This window comes from Shinella sp. AETb1-6, assembly GCF_009826875.1.
GTDB lineage: Bacteria > Pseudomonadota > Alphaproteobacteria > Rhizobiales > Rhizobiaceae > Shinella > Shinella sumterensis.
Map to the genome: position 1 here is coordinate 460489 of NZ_WUMM01000001.1, position 15335 is coordinate 475823.

15 protein-coding genes are annotated in these 15335 nt (G+C 63.5%); 8 read left to right on the forward strand and 7 right to left on the reverse strand.

What is annotated here, in order from left to right:
• Window positions 1–174 precede the first annotated feature (174 nt).
• From GR158_RS02135 to GR158_RS02155, 5 genes are all read right to left on the reverse strand, one after another.
• Entirely contained in the window at window positions 175–1629 is a 1455-nt protein-coding gene (locus GR158_RS02135; RefSeq protein ID WP_160869665.1) for a UdgX family uracil-DNA binding protein, read from the reverse strand.
• Window positions 1629–2858 (reverse strand): putative DNA modification/repair radical SAM protein, encoded by a 1230-nt coding sequence (locus GR158_RS02140; protein ID WP_160869667.1) that lies wholly within the window; start codon window positions 2856–2858, stop codon window positions 1629–1631. Before GR158_RS02140 ends, GR158_RS02135 begins: the two co-directional genes overlap by 1 nt.
• Window positions 2859–2916: 58 nt before the next feature.
• Window positions 2917–3882, reverse strand: coding sequence for an SDR family oxidoreductase (locus GR158_RS02145; RefSeq protein ID WP_160869669.1), 966 nt, complete (start codon window positions 3880–3882; stop codon window positions 2917–2919).
• Between the two features lie 10 nt (window positions 3883–3892).
• Window positions 3893–4210, reverse strand: a complete 318-nt coding sequence (locus GR158_RS25590) for a hypothetical protein (RefSeq protein WP_134647268.1) — start codon at window positions 4208–4210, stop codon at window positions 3893–3895.
• 432 nt (window positions 4211–4642) lie between these two features.
• The gene (locus GR158_RS02155) at window positions 4643–4906 is read right to left on the reverse strand and encodes a hypothetical protein (RefSeq protein ID WP_134647115.1); all 264 of its coding nucleotides are present in this window, start codon (window positions 4904–4906) and stop codon (window positions 4643–4645) included.
• A gap of 223 nt (window positions 4907–5129) precedes the next feature.
• On the opposite strand from GR158_RS02155, the gene greA reads away from it, so the two are divergent.
• Window positions 5130–5606 (forward strand): transcription elongation factor GreA, encoded by a 477-nt coding sequence (greA, locus tag GR158_RS02160; protein WP_134647113.1) that lies wholly within the window; start codon window positions 5130–5132, stop codon window positions 5604–5606.
• A gap of 11 nt (window positions 5607–5617) precedes the next feature.
• The gene (locus tag GR158_RS02165) at window positions 5618–6685 is read left to right on the forward strand and encodes a glycosyltransferase family 4 protein (RefSeq protein ID WP_202402117.1); all 1068 of its coding nucleotides are present in this window, start codon (window positions 5618–5620) and stop codon (window positions 6683–6685) included.
• 6 nt (window positions 6686–6691) lie between these two features.
• Here GR158_RS02165 and GR158_RS02170 read toward each other — a convergent pair whose 3' ends face one another.
• Window positions 6692–7159 (reverse strand): Lrp/AsnC family transcriptional regulator, encoded by a 468-nt coding sequence (locus GR158_RS02170; RefSeq protein WP_134647111.1) that lies wholly within the window; start codon window positions 7157–7159, stop codon window positions 6692–6694.
• Window positions 7160–7411: 252 nt separating this feature from the next.
• Here GR158_RS02170 and trxB point away from each other — a divergent pair, with 252 nt between their 5' ends.
• The 5 genes from trxB to GR158_RS02195 all read left to right on the forward strand — a co-directional run bounded on the left by trxB (window position 7412) and on the right by GR158_RS02195 (window position 12606).
• Window positions 7412–8401, forward strand: coding sequence for a thioredoxin-disulfide reductase (trxB, locus tag GR158_RS02175; protein ID WP_160869671.1), 990 nt, complete (start codon window positions 7412–7414; stop codon window positions 8399–8401).
• A gap of 113 nt (window positions 8402–8514) precedes the next feature.
• The gene (locus GR158_RS02180) at window positions 8515–9411 is read left to right on the forward strand and encodes a LysR family transcriptional regulator VtlR (RefSeq protein ID WP_134647264.1); all 897 of its coding nucleotides are present in this window, start codon (window positions 8515–8517) and stop codon (window positions 9409–9411) included.
• Window positions 9412–9900: 489 nt separating this feature from the next.
• Complete coding sequence (locus tag GR158_RS02185; protein ID WP_134647107.1) at window positions 9901–10245, forward strand: helix-turn-helix transcriptional regulator; 345 nt, start codon at window positions 9901–9903, stop codon at window positions 10243–10245.
• Window positions 10242–11363 carry an alkene reductase gene (locus tag GR158_RS02190; protein ID WP_160869673.1) on the forward strand — a complete coding sequence of 374 codons (1122 nt, stop codon included), beginning with the start codon at window positions 10242–10244 and terminating at the stop codon, window positions 11361–11363. Before GR158_RS02185 ends, GR158_RS02190 begins: the two co-directional genes overlap by 4 nt.
• 148 nt (window positions 11364–11511) lie before the next feature.
• The gene (locus GR158_RS02195) at window positions 11512–12606 is read left to right on the forward strand and encodes a calcium:proton antiporter (protein ID WP_160869675.1); all 1095 of its coding nucleotides are present in this window, start codon (window positions 11512–11514) and stop codon (window positions 12604–12606) included.
• Between the two features lie 165 nt (window positions 12607–12771).
• On the opposite strand, the gene GR158_RS02200 is transcribed toward GR158_RS02195, so the two are convergent.
• Window positions 12772–13974 (reverse strand): pyridoxal phosphate-dependent aminotransferase, encoded by a 1203-nt coding sequence (locus GR158_RS02200; protein ID WP_134647101.1) that lies wholly within the window; start codon window positions 13972–13974, stop codon window positions 12772–12774.
• A gap of 324 nt (window positions 13975–14298) precedes the next feature.
• Between GR158_RS02200 and GR158_RS02205 the strand changes: the two genes are divergently transcribed.
• On the forward strand, window positions 14299–15207 hold the full coding sequence (locus GR158_RS02205; RefSeq protein WP_160869677.1) for an EAL domain-containing protein: 909 nt from the start codon (window positions 14299–14301) through the stop codon (window positions 15205–15207).
• The last annotated feature ends 128 nt before the right edge of the window (window positions 15208–15335 follow it).

Sequence of the window (15335 nt, forward strand, 5' to 3'; positions counted from 1 at the left end):
AACAAGGCGGGCCGAACCGGCCCCTCATCCGCCTTCCGGCACCTTCTCCCCGCCGGGGAGAAGGATGCTACGTCTCATTTCCCCTTCTCCCCGTGGGGAGAAGGTGGCCGAAAGGCCGGATGAGGGGGTAAGCGCCTCCCAAGGATAACTGCCACAACGATATGGATCGGCCACCTAGGCCGCCATCGTCTCCGAGAGATGCCGCACCATCTGCATGTCCTCGATGAAGAGGCTGTGTTGCCGTTTGCGTTCGGCTTCATCCGGCAGGCGCAGCAGGAAGGATGGGTGGATGGTCGGGTAGAGCACGACCTCGCCCTGCATGGTGATCGGCTTGCCGCGCAACTGGCTGAGCGGCTTGCGTTCGCCGCTGAGCGCAAAGACGGCGGTGGCGCCGAGCGCCACGATGAGCTTCGGCTTGACGAGCTCCACCTCCTTGGCCAGCCACCAGCGGCAATGTTCGATTTCGTTGCGGTCGGGCTTCTGGTGGATACGGCGCTTGCCGCGCGGCTCGTATTTGAAGTGTTTCACCGCATTGGTGAGGTAAAGCGTATCGCGCGCGATGTCGGCCTCTTTCAACACGGCGTCGAACACCTTGCCCGCCGGGCCGACGAAGGGGCGGCCGGCCAGGTCCTCCTGGTCGCCCGGCTGCTCGCCGACCATCATGATGCGGGCATCGGGCGGCCCCTCCCCGAACACGGTCTGGGTGGCCGTACAATGCAATGGACAACGCTGGCAGCGGCGCGCCTCCTCGCGTAGCCCCTCGATGGTGTCGGCCTCGGCCGGCACGATCTGCGGCAGCGCCGGCGCATTCTCGCGCAGGCGATAGTGGAAGAGCGGCGGGTCGCTTGCCGCGCGCTCGGCCATGGCGCGCACATTCGCCTCGGCATTGGCGATGAGTTCCGGGATCAGGTCGGCTTCCGGCAGATGACGCCAGTATTTCTTCGGCATCTCCGCCTGCATGGCCTTCAGCTTCAGCCGCGCCGGGTTGAAGATGCTGGCATAATAGGTTCGCCACAGATCGTCCGTCGGGTCGCCATGGCCGGGATTGTCGCCCGGACGTGTATCGAAGATCAGGCTCTCGCCATCCCAGCTCGCCGTCCCCTTGGGCGTGGCGATGATCCAGTCCATGTCGGCAAAGCGCCGCCGGAAGAAGGGGGCGGTGCGGGCCACGATGAAATGCGACGGTTCGAACCAGGCGAAGAAGCGCCGCCGCCCCTCCACCCCGCCGGGGATTTCCTTGAAACGCACGAAGGCCGTCATCTTGTGGCTGTCGCGATGGATGTTCTTGGCCAGGATCCGCACCCAGGCGACATCCTTGTCGGCCGAAAGCTCCAGCAGCCGCTTGTCGGATTGCAGCCGCCAGAGCAGCCGGTAGAGCAGATGGAACCGGCCCGGCTCCGTATGACAGACGACCGCCTCGGCCAGCGGCAGGAAGGCCGGCGGCACGGTGAGCGGCGGCGCCGTGGCTGAAGGCGCGGGCAATTCGGGGGCCGCGACCTCGAACAGCTCTTCCGATCCGTTGACCCGCCAGTCGACCTCGCGCGGCGAGATGCCGGCGGCAGCGAGTGCGCGCGCGGCATCGCGCCATTCGGAAAAATCACCCCGGCCAAGGAGAGGGATCGTGTGCATCAGAGCAACGAAAGCTGTTCCGGTTTGCGCGCAAACAGCGTCTTCAGGTCCGCGCGGTCTGCAAGGTGCCGCGGCGTCCAGCCTTCCGCCTCGATGAAGGCGCGCACCTTGCGCAGCGAAACGCCGAGCCGTGCCAGGTCCTCCATCCGCAGGCGCCGGAAACGCCGGCTGGACAGGATGGCCGTCACCGTCTTGGTGCCCATGCCTGGAACCCGCAAAAGCATCTCGCGCTCCGCCCGGTTCACATCGACGGGAAAGCGCGCACGGTTGGCGAGCGCCCAGGCAAGCTTGGGATCCATGTCGAGATCGAGCATGCCGCCGGTTGCCGAGGTGATCTCGTCTACCCCGAAGCCGTAGAAGCGATAGAGCCAGTCCGCCTGGTACAGCCGATGCTCGCGCACCAGCGGCGGCTTGATCAGAGGCAGCGCACGCGAGGCATCGGGAATGGGGCTGAAGGCGGAATAATAGACCCGTTTCAGCCCGTAGCTGCCGTAAAGCCGCGCGCTGGTCTTGAGAATGGTCGCATCATCGGCGCCGTCGGCACCGACAATCATCTGCGTGCTCTGGCCGCCGGGCACGAACCGCTTGCGCTGCTTCGTGCGCAGCGTCGGTTCGCCGGCCGCCTCGATCTTGCGGCGCAGGTCGCCCATGGCACGCCGAATGCCGTCTGGCCGCTTTTCCGGCGCGAAACGCCCGATTCCGGCATCCGTCGGCAGCTCGATATTGAGCGACAAACGATCGGCATAGAGCCCCGCCTCCTCGATGAGCTCAGGCGCGGCATCGGGAATGGACTTGAGGTGGATGTAACCGCGAAAGCCGTGCACGGTGCGCAGGTCACGCACCACCCGCACCATTTCCCCCATCGTATGATCGGGCGAGCGGATGATGCCCGACGACAGGAACAGCCCCTCGATATAATTGCGCCGGTAGAATTCCAGCGTCAGCCAGACCACCTCGTCCGGCGTGAAGCGCGCGCGCTCCACATTGCTGGAGGAGCGGTTGATGCAATAGGCGCAATCGAAAACGCAGAAATTGGTGAGCAGGATCTTCAAGAGCGAAATGCACCGTCCGTCCGGCGCATAAGCATGGCAGATCCCCGCCCCCTCCGTGGAGCCGAGGCCTCCCGACTTCACGGAGTCGCGTTTTTCCGTTCCGCTCGATGCGCAAGAGGCATCGTATTTGGCGGCATCCGAAAGAATGGCCAAACGTTCCTGCAGCGATTTCTTCATATTTGTTCACTATATGTTCTAATGAAGTGAGTCAACGGAAAACGGCGGGGTCGGCGGCTCAATAGCCGCCGACGATGGGGAGCACCTCGCCGGTGATGTAACTGGAGCACTGCGGCGACGCGAGGAAGACATAGGCGGGCGCAAGCTCCTCCGGCTGGGCGGGCCGCTTCATCGGCGTCTGCGCACCGAATTTCGAGACATCCTCGGCTTCCTTGTCGGAGGGGTTGAGCGGCGTCCAGACCGGTCCCGGCGCGACCGCGTTCACGCGAATGCCGCGCGGCACCAGCTGGCTGGCAAGCGAACGGGTAAAGGCGTGAATGCCGCCCTTCGTCGTCGAGTAGTCGATGAGGTCCTTCGACCCTTCAAGCCCGGTGACGGAGCCCGTGTTGATGATCGCCGAGCCCGGCTCCATATGGGGAATGGCGGCCTGCGCCATATAGAAGTAGCCGTAGAGATTGGTCTTCAGGGTCTCGTCGAAATGCTCCTCGGTGAGGTCAAGGATATCCTTGCTGTGGACCTGGAAGGCGGCATTGTTGACGAGCACATCGAGCCGGCCGAGATCGCGCACCACGCATTTCACCGTCTGAACGCAGAACGCCTTGTCCTTGACGTCGCCGGCAAAGGCGATGCAACGGCGCCCTTCGGCTTCCACGGCGGCGATGGTGTCTTTCGCATCCCGGCCCTCGGCGAGATGGCAGATGGCGATATCAGCCCCTTCCCGCGCATAGAGCACGGCGACAGACCGGCCGATGCCGGAATCACCGCCCGTGATGAGCGCGACCTTCCCTTCCAGCTTGCCCGATCCCTTGTAGAAGGGCGCATCATACATCGGTGGCGGATCGAGCTCCGCCTCCACGCCGGGTTTCGGCTGGTGCTGCCCGGGAAAAGGCGGCACGGGATAAAGGCGCGCGCCGGCCTGCATGGCCTCCGGCTCCTGGCTGCCGCCCTTGCGGTCGGCCTTGGCCACATCCTCCTGGATATCGCGCTGCTTGGCAGCCGTTCTTGCGGATTGGTGGGGCGTCATGACAGCCTCCTCAAAGCTGGGTGGGGCGGATATTGTCGACGCGAACGGTGCCGTCGACGACCCCGCGCGGACCGTCGACCGAATAGGACGGGTTCGTCTCGTCGATGACGGTGTAGAGCTTCTCGTTGCGGAAGGCGCTCGACGACGTCGTGGAATTGCCGTCGCCGGGAAGCGCATCGATTTCTGTGAAATCCAGCTCCGCTTCCGCCGCCACGACACGCGCATCGCCGCTGGAACGGGCGCGCACCACGACTTCACCCTGGTTGGGCGCGTTGTCCCAGTTGGTATCGGAAGCCGCCGCGACCGGAACGAGCCGGTAGAGCTTCAGCTGCTCGACATCGGAATAATCCGCAACCGGTGCTTGCCTATCCTGCCGCGGTGCGTTTTCGTCGAAGCCGGCCGACCAATCCGCATCCGGCGCCGGCGTTCCGGGCGGCGTGCGATGCGCCGTGGCATCGTCGCTGCCGGTGATGACGCGCGGCTTGGCGCTTACAACGCCGTCATTGGTGCTGCCCGCCTGCGAAACGGCGAACTGCGGAGCGGCATCGGCCTCGACCATCGTCCTGCGCCCCGTCTGCGCGGATACCACATCGCCGGAACCGGCAACGGCGACGGGCGCGACGGGAACCACCTGCTCATCCTTTTCCCGGTAGCCCGCTTCGCGGCGGCCTTCGTCATGCAGCGCCTGACTGCCGGAAACCTCGCCGGCGAGCTGCTTGAAATAACCGGATATCTTGTGCATCACGCTCATGGTCTTTCCTCACAATCTGGTTTCGAGACGCGCCATCGCCGCCTTGAGGATCGCGCGCAGTTCGTCATCGGCGATCTGCTGGGCGGCGAAGGCCGGATCGGGGTCGCTGCCCGGATCTTCCTCGTGGTCGATGACCGTTTCATTGTCGCGCGCCATGGCGACAAGCGCCTCGCGCGCCGCGGGAATGGCGGCCATGACGGAGATGAGTTCCACCAGCAGGCGCCTGTGTGCGTTGATCCTGCCTTCCAGATGAATCGTGTCGTCAATGGCCATTGTCGCCTCCTGCCTGAACGGCTAACGGAAGCCCTGCGCGAATGTTCCGACCGGTGAACGTCTTCCCCCTGCGGCAAAAAAACTGGCTTTCGGAACAGTCAATCTGTTATAAGGGGCGTTCGAATGTTTCAGACGGTTCCGGGGATTCTTCTCCGGAGACCGTTTTCTTTTGCGTTCACGCGGGTCGAAATCCGCGTGGCGCACTCTGAAGGACGGGATAAAGATGGTTGAAAAGGTGCCGATGACTCAGGGCGGTTTCGTCAAGCTGCAGGAGGAACTGCGCTGGCGTCAGCAGGAAGAGCGTCCGCGAATCATTGAAGCGATTGCCGAGGCGCGCGCCCATGGCGACCTGTCGGAAAACGCCGAGTACCACGCGGCCAAGGAAGCCCAGAGCCACAATGAAGGCCGCATCACGGAGCTGGAGGATTTCGTCGCCCGCGCCGAGGTCATCGACCTCTCCAAGATGTCCGGCGACAAGATCAAGTTCGGCGCACGGGTGAAGCTGGTCGACGAGGACACCGAGGAGGAAAAGGTCTACCAGATCGTCGGCGACCAGGAAGCCGATGTGAAGCAGGGCCGCATTTCCATCTCCTCGCCCATCGCCCGCGCCCTCATCGGCAAGGAAGTCGGCGACTCGATCGAGGTGAACGCTCCCGGCGGCGCCAAGGCCTACGAAATCCTCGCCGTGACCTGGGGCTGAACCCTCCTTCCATGGCATACATAAAGGACATGCAGGACGTCGAGGTCATCGCGCCGAATTTCAAGCGGCGGCTGTCCGGCGTGACGTCCACGATCATCCAGCTTGTCCCCGTACAGAACCGGCTCGGCCAGAAGGTTTCCACCCTCGGGCCTGGCTTGCCCGCCAGCCTGCCGTCGATGCGCTGGCGCCACCTTCTTTCCCTCTGGAAGGCGCCGGCGCAGAAGCCATTCCGTGTCTGGCACGCCCGGCGCAATCTCGAAATGCTGCCGGGCATTCTGATGCGCGATCTGTTGCGCATGAAGCTCAGGCTGGTCTTCACTTCCGCCTCGCAGCGTGCCCATAGCGGCTGGACCCGTTTCCTCGTCTCGAAGATGGATGCGGTCGTCGCGACCAGCGAAAAGACGGCATCCTATCTGCGTGTCCCCAATACCGTCGTCCTGCACGGCATCGATATCGCCCGTTTCTCGCCGCCGGCCGACAAGGCCGCGGCAAAGAAGGCCTGCGGACTGGATGGAAGCCGGAAATTCGTCGGCTGCTTCGGCCGCGTGCGCCACCAGAAGGGCACCGACCTCTTCGTCGATGCGATGATCGCGCTGCTGCCGCAACGGCCAGCCTGGTCGGCCATCGTCGCGGGCCGGACCACGCCGCAGCACGTCGCCTTCGAGGCGGAACTGAAGCGCAAGGTCGAGAATGCCGGCCTGTCCGACCGCATCCTCTTCGTCGGCGAGCACACCAATATCAATGACTGGTACCGGGCGCTGGATCTGTTCATCGCGCCACAGCGATGGGAAGGGTTCGGCCTCACCCCGCTCGAGGCGATGGCAAGCGGCGTTCCCGTCGTCGCGACGGATGTGGGGGCCTTCAGCGAGCAGATCGTGCGCGGCGCGGAAGAGACCGGCACGCTCATCGCCGCAAATGATCTGTCGGCGATGACCTCGGCGGCTGCGGCCCTGCTGGACGACGATGCCCGCTGTGAGGCCGCCGGCGAACGGGCACGGCGCCATGTCGCGACCCATTTTGCGATCGAGAACGAAGCCCGGCGGCTGGGCGAGGTCTATGCCCGCGCGATCGGCCGTTGAGCCGGCTTAAAGCGCAACCAGCCCGACCTTCTTGACCTGGCGAATCGTCAGCATGGTGCGCACCGTATCGACCTGCGCATTGGCGGTCAGTTCCTCGATAACGAAATCCTGGAAGCGGGTGAGGTTTTCCGCCACGCAGTGCAGCAGGTAATCGCTGTCGCCGGACACCATCCAGGCCTGCCGCACCATCGGCCATTCGCCGGTGGCCGCCGCGAAGGCCTTGAGATTGGCTTCCGACTGGTGCTTGAGCCCGACCATGCAGAAGGCGACGAGATCGTAGCCGAGCGCCGGCGCGTTCAGGAGTGCCGTATAGCCCTCGATGATACCCGCCTCCTCCAGCTTGCGCACGCGGCGCAGGCAGGGCGGCGCGGAAATGCCGGCGCGCGCGGCAAGCTCCACATTGGTCATCCGGCCATCCGCCTGAAGCTCCTTCAGGATACGGATGTCGATGGCATCGAGTTCGGCACGAAACATGGAAATTTACAGACCTTTCGGGAGGGCGACCGGAAGTGATCCGAATCGGCGCAACAGCGCAACATTGTTACTGCAAGAGGCACAAATATGTCACGGGGGTCCGCTTGCTTGTTGGCAACGGCCCGCGCGCACTTGAAACTCGCGGCAGTCCCCTCATAAATGAGAGCTGAACATCGATAATGCTGGCCTTGGCCTGCGCGACGACGCCGCGCGGCGGGCCGATTGGGGCAGAATGCCCCGGAAGGAACGACCATGTCCGCCGCCACCGCGAATTCGCGCCACGTCAAGGTGCTGATCATCGGCTCCGGCCCCGCCGGCTACACCGCCGCCATCTACACGGCCCGCGCCATGCTGGAACCCGTGCTGATCGCCGGCATGGAACAGGGCGGCCAGCTGATGATCACCACGGATGTCGAAAACTATCCCGGCTATGCCGATCCGGTGCAGGGCCCGTGGATGATGGAGCAGATGCTTAAGCAGGCGAGCCATGTCGGCGCCGAGATCGTCAACGACCTCGTGACCAATGTCGACCTCGACGTGCGCCCCTTCCGCATCTCCACCGACAGCGGCACCCAATGGACCGCCGACGCGCTGATCATCGCCACCGGCGCCAAGGCCAAGTGGCTGGGCATCGAGACCGAACACAAGTTCATGGGCTTCGGCGTTTCGGCCTGCGCGACCTGCGACGGCTTCTTCTACCGCAACAAGGACGTCATCGTCGTGGGCGGCGGCAACTCGGCCGTGGAAGAAGCGCTCTACCTCGCCAACCTCGCAAAAACCGTGACCGTCGTGCACCGCCGCGACACCTTCCGGGCCGAGCGCATCCTGCAGGAGCGCCTCTTCGCCAAGGAGAACGTCAGGATCGTCTGGGACCACGAGGTTCTGGAATATCTCGGCGCGGACCCCAAGCCGCCGATGCCGGCCTCCGTCAACGGCGTGCGCCTGCGCAACGTCAAGACGGGCGACATCAGTGACATGGCGACCGACGGCGTCTTCGTGGCGATCGGCCATGCGCCGGCCGTCGAACTCTTCAAGGGCAAGCTGCGCCTGAAGCCGAACGGCTACCTGTGGACCGCACCCGATTCCACGGCGACGGACGTGCCGGGCGTTTTTGCCGCAGGCGACGTCACCGACGACATCTATCGCCAGGCCGTGACGGCCGCCGGGATGGGCTGCATGGCCGCCCTGGAAACCGAAAAGTACCTTGCAGGTCATATGCCTGTCGCAATTGCGGCCGAGTAGAAGCCGCCAACCAAGGGAGGCGGGCACCATCCGACCTCCCACGTGGGAACAGTTGAATCAGCGACCGAGCGGGAGACGTCGTCTGCCCGCAGGAGGGACTTATGGGGGATAGAATGCCGCTCGATTGGGACAAGCTGCGGATATTTCACGCCGCGGCCGAGGCCGGCTCGTTCACGCATGCGGCGGACAAGCTGCACCTGTCTCAATCGGCCATCAGCCGGCAGGTCAGTGCGCTGGAGCAGGATGTCGGCATCAAGCTGTTCCACCGCCATGCGCGCGGGCTGATCCTCACCGAGCAGGGCGAAATCCTCTATCGCACCGCACATGACGTGCTGATGAAGCTCGAAGGCGTGCGCGTCCAGCTGACGGAAAACACCGAAAAGCCGAGCGGCAAGCTGCGCATCACCACGACCGTCGGCCTCGGTCAGGGCTGGCTGACCGACAAGGTGCAGGAATTCCTCGCCCTCTATCCCGACATGCAGGTCCAGCTCATCCTCGACAACGAGGAGCTGGACGTGAACATGCGCCACGCCGACTGCGCCATCCGCCTGCGCGAACCGCAGCAGTCGGATCTCATCCAGCGGCGGCTCTTCACGGTGCACATGCATATCTATGCCGCGCCGTCCTACATCAACCGCTACGGCGAACCGCAGTCGATCGACGACCTCGACAATCACAGGATCATCACCTTCGGGGAGCCGGCGCCCAACTACCTGCTCGACGTCAACTGGCTGGAGATCGCCGGGCGTGATTCGGACAATCCCCGCCCCTCCATCCTGCAAATCAACAGCCAGACCTCGATCAAGCGCGCCTGCCTGCTGGGTATAGGCGTCGCAATGCTTCCCGATTACATCGTCGGACGCGACCCGGGGCTGCTTCAGCTTCCGCTGAGCGCGGATATTCCCTCCTTCGACACCTATTTCTGCTATCCAAGTGAAATGAAGAACTCGGCGAAACTCAAGGTTTTCAGGGATTTCATCGTCGCCAAGGCGCGCAACTGGAACTTCTGAGCAAGACCTGCGCCTCATGCATGGCTGGCATGCACATAAAATGGTTGCCGCTTGCTCAAAAAACCATCATATCGCGCCCAGCTGATGCATTTCGGTGGCTTTTTCCTCCCAGTGCCACCGCACCAGCTGTTCCCCTCTGGAGGTTTTATTACCTTCAAAACTATAAAGGGCCCAAGTTGATCTTGTGGCCCTCTTTTTTTGCCTTTCGTTAACCAAGTTGGAATTTCCAAGTTTCTCGCAAAACTTGGCACGCGTTTGCCTTGAAGAAACGCAAGCGCTGCCCCATATTCATCTCAGCCAACGCACTTGCGGTCTTTCTCCTCCCAGTACCGCGCGCTGGCTGTTCCCCTCTGGAGGTTCTTGACCTTCAAACTTTGCAGGGCCCAGGCTTATGCTTGTGGCCCTCTTTTTTTGCCCTGCCCCTTGTATCGCGCAAACACGATCCCAATATCGGATAAAAGCGATATACACCGATCGGACGCAACAGGCATGACCGCCCCCGAAACCGACACAGACGAGATCCTGAAGGCGCTTGCCCATCCCACGCGGCTGGAGATCCTTGCCTGGCTGAAGGAGCCGCAGGCCTATTTCGCCGGTCAGGAGCATCCGCTGGATTTCGGCGTCTGCGCCGGACAGATCGAAAAGCGCTGCGATCTTTCGCAATCCACCGTTTCCGCCCATCTCGCCACATTGCAGCGCGCCGGTCTCGTGACGACGCGCAAGGTCGGCCAGTGGGTGTTCTTCAGACGCGACGAAGACAAGATCGCGGCGTTTCTCCACCACATCAACAGCACTCTCGAGCCGGCATCCAGCCAGAAGAAGGATACTCCATGACCTCGCTCTTCGACCCTATCAAGATCGGCGACATCCAGCTTGCCAACCGTATCGTCATGGCGCCGCTGACGCGCAACCGCTCTCCGGGCGCGGTGCCGAACACGCTCAACGCCGCCTATTACGAGCAGCGCGCATCGGCAGGCCTCATCATCACCGAAGGCACGCCGATCAGCCAGCAGGGCCAGGGTTACGCCGACGTGCCGGGCCTCTACACGCCGGAAGCGCTTGCCGGTTGGCGCCAGGTCACGGATGCCGTGCACAAGTCCGGCGGCAAGATCGTCGTGCAGATGTGGCATGTCGGTCGCGTCTCCCATGACAGCCTGCAGCCGAACGGCGGCAAGCCGGTCGCCCCCTCCGCCATCCAGGCCAAGTCGAAGACCTACCTCATCAATGCCGACGGCAGCGGCTCCTTCGCCGAGACATCCGAGCCCCGGGCGCTTGCCCGCGAGGAGATCGCCGGCATCGTGGAAGACTACCGCCGCGCCGCCCGCGCCTCGATCGAAGCCGGCTTCGACGGCGTCGAGATCCACGCCGCCAACGGCTACCTGATCGATCAGTTCCTGCGCTCGGGCAGCAACCAGCGCGGCGACGACTACGGCGGCTCGATCGAAAACCGTGCCCGCTTCCTCTTCGAGGTGGTCGATGCCATCGCCTCCGAAATCGGCGCCGGGCGCACCGCCATCCGCATCTCGCCGGTGACGCCCGCCAACGACGTCTTCGATCCGGCGCCGCAGACGCTCTTCACCCATGTCGTCGAAGGGCTCGCGCGCCACGGCCTCGCCTATATCCACGTCATCGAAGGCGCCACGGGCGGTCCGCGCGATTTCCAGCAGGGTGACGCCCCGTTCGATTACGACGCGCTGCGCGCCGCCTACCGGGCCGCAGGGGGCACGGCGGCCTGGATGGTCAACAACGGCTATAACCGCGAAATGGCCATCGATGCGATCGAGGAGGGCAAGGCAGACCTCGTCGCTTTCGGCAAGCTCTTCATCTCCAACCCCGACCTCGTGACGCGCCTGAAGAACGACACGGTTCTCAACGCGCCGGACAAGGATACCTTCTACGGTGGCGGCGCGAAGGGCTACACCGACTATCCGGCGCTGGAAAACGTCGCCTGACCGGTTGAGGCCATAACCTGAGGGCCAACGTCCTCTGGCCCGTCATTTACTCACGAGAAAACGCCCGCGTCGCAGCACGCGGGCGTTTTCTTTTCGCGCGGCACGGCTACATCTACCGATGGATCATCTGCCACGGAGCCGTCCGCCCATGCTTTCCAGCCTCACCAAGGAACGTTTCCTCTTTGCCGGCCTCGCCGCGGCGATCCTTGCCTATGCGACGGAACACAGCCTGCTGGAGATGGGACGTCCGGCGATGCTGGCGGCCGCCTTCGCGCTGATCGCGGTCATCGTGCTGGTCTCCACCCGCGTGGCCCATCACGCCGAAATCCTCGCCTCGAAGGTGGGCGATCCCTACGGCACGATGATCCTCACGCTGTCGGCGGTTCTGGTGGAAGTGGTGATCCTCGCCATCATGATGCAGGGCGAGACCTCCCCCACGCTCGTGCGCGACACGATCTACGCCGCCGTGATGCTCGACATCAACGGCATTCTCGGGCTTGCCGCCCTGCTCGGCGGCATCCGCCACGGCGAGCAACCCTATAATGACGATTCCGGCAAGACCTACGGCGTGATGATCCTGACGGCCATGGGCATCTCCATGGTGGTGCCGGAATTCGTGCCGCGCGAAAGCTGGCACCTCTATTCCCTCTTCACCATCGGCGCGATGATCACGCTCTATGCCGTGTTCCTGCGCATGCAGGTGGGCGCGCACAGTTACTTCTTCAGCTATGCCTATCCGCGCGCCGAGCGGAAGGAGCACCCCGAAAGCGGCCCGCCGGAGGAAGAGGAATCCGCGACCGTCTCCATCCTCGTCATCATCGCGGGCGTGGTGCTGATCGGCGCCATGGCGGAAGTGATGTCCGTGCTGCTCGGCGCCGGACTCAAGGGCACCGGCGCGCCGCCGGCGCTGATGGCGGTGATCGTCGCCGCGATTTCGGCCGCGCCGGAAATCCTGACGGCGCTGCGCGCGGCGCTGGCCAATCGCATGCAGTCCGTCGTCAACATCGCCATGGGCGCCTCGCTGTCGACGGTCATCCTCACGGTGCCCGTGATGGAGGCCATCGCGCTCTATACCGGCCAGCCCTTCATCATGGCGATGTCGCCGGTCCAGACGGTGATGGTGACCATCACGCTCATCGCCGCCGCCATCAACCTCAACGATGGAGAGACGAACGCCATCGAGGGGATGACGCATTTCATCCTCTTCGCCACCTTCGTCATGCTGACGCTGATCGGGCTATGAAAAGGGGCCGCAACAATGGGAACCCTGGACATGACGCCGTTGCCTTCCCACCACCCGTCATCCTCGGGCTTGACCCGAGGATCCACGCGGCAAACTCAGTGGATGTGGATGGATCCTCGGGTCAAGCCCGAGGATGACGGAGGATAGGTTGACGGCCTTGGAGGCTTACTTGCAGGCTGCGCAGAAGCGCTGGATGCGCTTGCCGGCTTCCTCGAGCAGGGCTTCCGACGTCGCGTAGGAGATGCGGAAGTTCGGGCCGAGGCCGAAGGCCGAACCGTGCACGACGGCGACGCCTTCCGCTTCCAGCAGTTCGGACACGAAGTCTTCGTCCGTCTCGATGACCTTGCCCGACGGCGCGGTCTTGCCGATCAGCCCCTTGCAGGACGGATAGACATAGAAGGCGCCTTCCGGCGAGGGGCACTCGATGCCCGTGGCCTGGTTGAGCATGGAGACGATGAGATCGCGGCGGCCTTCGAAGATCTTCTTGTTCTCGGGAATGAAGTCCTGCGTGCCGTTCAGCGCCTCGACGGCCGCCCACTGTGCAATCGAGCACGCGCCGGAGGTCTGCTGGCCCTGGATCATGTCCATGGCCTTGATGAGGTTGAGCGGGCCGGCCGCATAGCCGATACGCCAGCCGGTCATCGCATAGGCCTTCGAGACGCCGTTCATGGTGAGCGTGCGGTCATAAAGGCCGGGCTCGACCTCGACCGGGGTGGCGAACTTGAAGTCGCCATAGGTCAGGTGCTCGTACATGTCGTCGGTCAGCACCCAGACATGCGGGTGGCGCATCAGCACGTCGGTCAGCGCCTTCAGCTCGTCGTGGCTATAGGCGGCGCCCGACGGGTTGGACGGCGAGTTGAAGATGAACCACTTGGTCTTGGGCGTGATCGCCTTTTCCAGGTCTTCCGCCTTCAGCTTGAACTTGTTTTCCTGGGTCGTCGCGACGAAGACCGGCGTGCCGCCACAAAGCGACACCATTTCCGGGTAGGAAACCCAGTAAGGTGTCGGGATAACGACTTCATCGCCCGCATTCATGGTGGCCATGAAGGCGTTGAAAAGAATCTGCTTTCCACCGGTGCCGACGATCGTCTGCGCGGCGGTGTAGTCGAGGTTGTTTTCCCGCTTGAACTTCTTTGCGATGGCGTCGCGCAATTCCGGGATGCCGGAAACCGGCGTGTACTTCGTCTCGCCGCGGTTGATCGCGTCGATGGCGGCCTGCTTGATATTGTCAGGCGTGTCGAAATCCGGCTCGCCTGCGCCAAGCCCGATGACATCGCGGCCTTTCGCTTTCAGCTCGCGCGCTTTCTGGGAAACGGCGATGGTGGCGGAGGGCTTCACACGGGAAAGGGCGTCGGCAAGAAAGGCCATGATGGAGATGTCCTCATCGGGTTCAAAGACGGCTTGACGCCATGGACCCGGAGCGCCGGGCTCCATAGCGGTTAGGTCTATGTCGAAACTGCGCCGGTCTTGCAAGCACGCGATCGAAAAAAAGCAGGAAAACCGGGCTTTCGCGTAAAATTTCATGCACCTCATCACAAAAGCGAATGGATCGCCCGCAAGCGGGAAAGTGCAAACACCAAAAGGTTGAGACGACGGAAAAGGATGAGATTTTGACGCGAAGGATTAAGCAGGCCTTAACGGATTGGCCCTATCCTCCGCCGGTCGATGGCCCTCCTGTTGATGGTGCTGTGCATGGGCGAAAGAAGCATCTTCACCAATCTCGTGCGGCAGGCCGACGGTGCTTACAGCGCCGTCTACGGCCCGTATCTCCTGCAATCGGCGCTCCAGCCGATCTTCCGCGAACATCCGGACGGGCGGCTGCAGATCGCGGCCTTCAAGGGGCTGATCCGCGCCAGCGCCGGCGGCACGCCGACGTCTCCCGGAGAATTCTTCCAGGGCGTGCCGGAGGAGGAGCGCACCGCCGTCGACGGTCTGTGCCGCAGCCTTCACATTCTCAATGCCGGCCTGATCGGCCGGCGTGACGCCGCCCTCATCATGAGCGTCCATTCCGGACTCTATCGTGCGCCGCACGCCATGCGCCAGGAGGTGGAGTGGCTGCGGCTTGCCGCCCATGAGGCGGGCATCGCACCCGAACGGATCGCCTGCGAGATCCGTCAGTTGCCTGGCGACGATGCCGAGGCCCTTGCGCTTTTTGCCGACCGGCTGCACGAGGCCGGTTTCTCCATCGCCATCGACGAATATACCGGCGATGACCGTGATCTTGCCCGCCTTGAGCGCCTGAAGCCGCAATTCGTGGCCTTCGACACGTCATGGCTCCACGAATTTGCGGAAAACTCCGCCGGCCTGGCGCTCCTGCGCGTCATGATAAGCCAGTTCGCCGACAGGAACATCGAGGCCATTGTCGGCGGCATCGAGACGCCGGAGACCATGGCGCTCTGCCGCGAGATGGGCGGCCCGCTGATGCAGGGCTTCCTGCTCGCCAGGCCGGAGCTGGCCCCGACGCACTTCAACACGACCTTCCCTGATATCGGCGAGGACCGCCCCGCGGCGGACCAGCCCGCCGCCATTTCCGACGCCGTCATGCCCGTTGAAAACCGTATCGCAAGGCCCGTGCGGCACTTCGGCAGAAGGGGTGTCTAAGACGGCGCAGACAGTTCTTCTATTCGCCTGAAGCATTTGGAAACGTGACATTTTTACCATGCCTTTTTTCCGCCACAATAAATGTCGGGCCTTGCCGCAATTCGGTCCTTGTCGCGCCGATTTCGGCA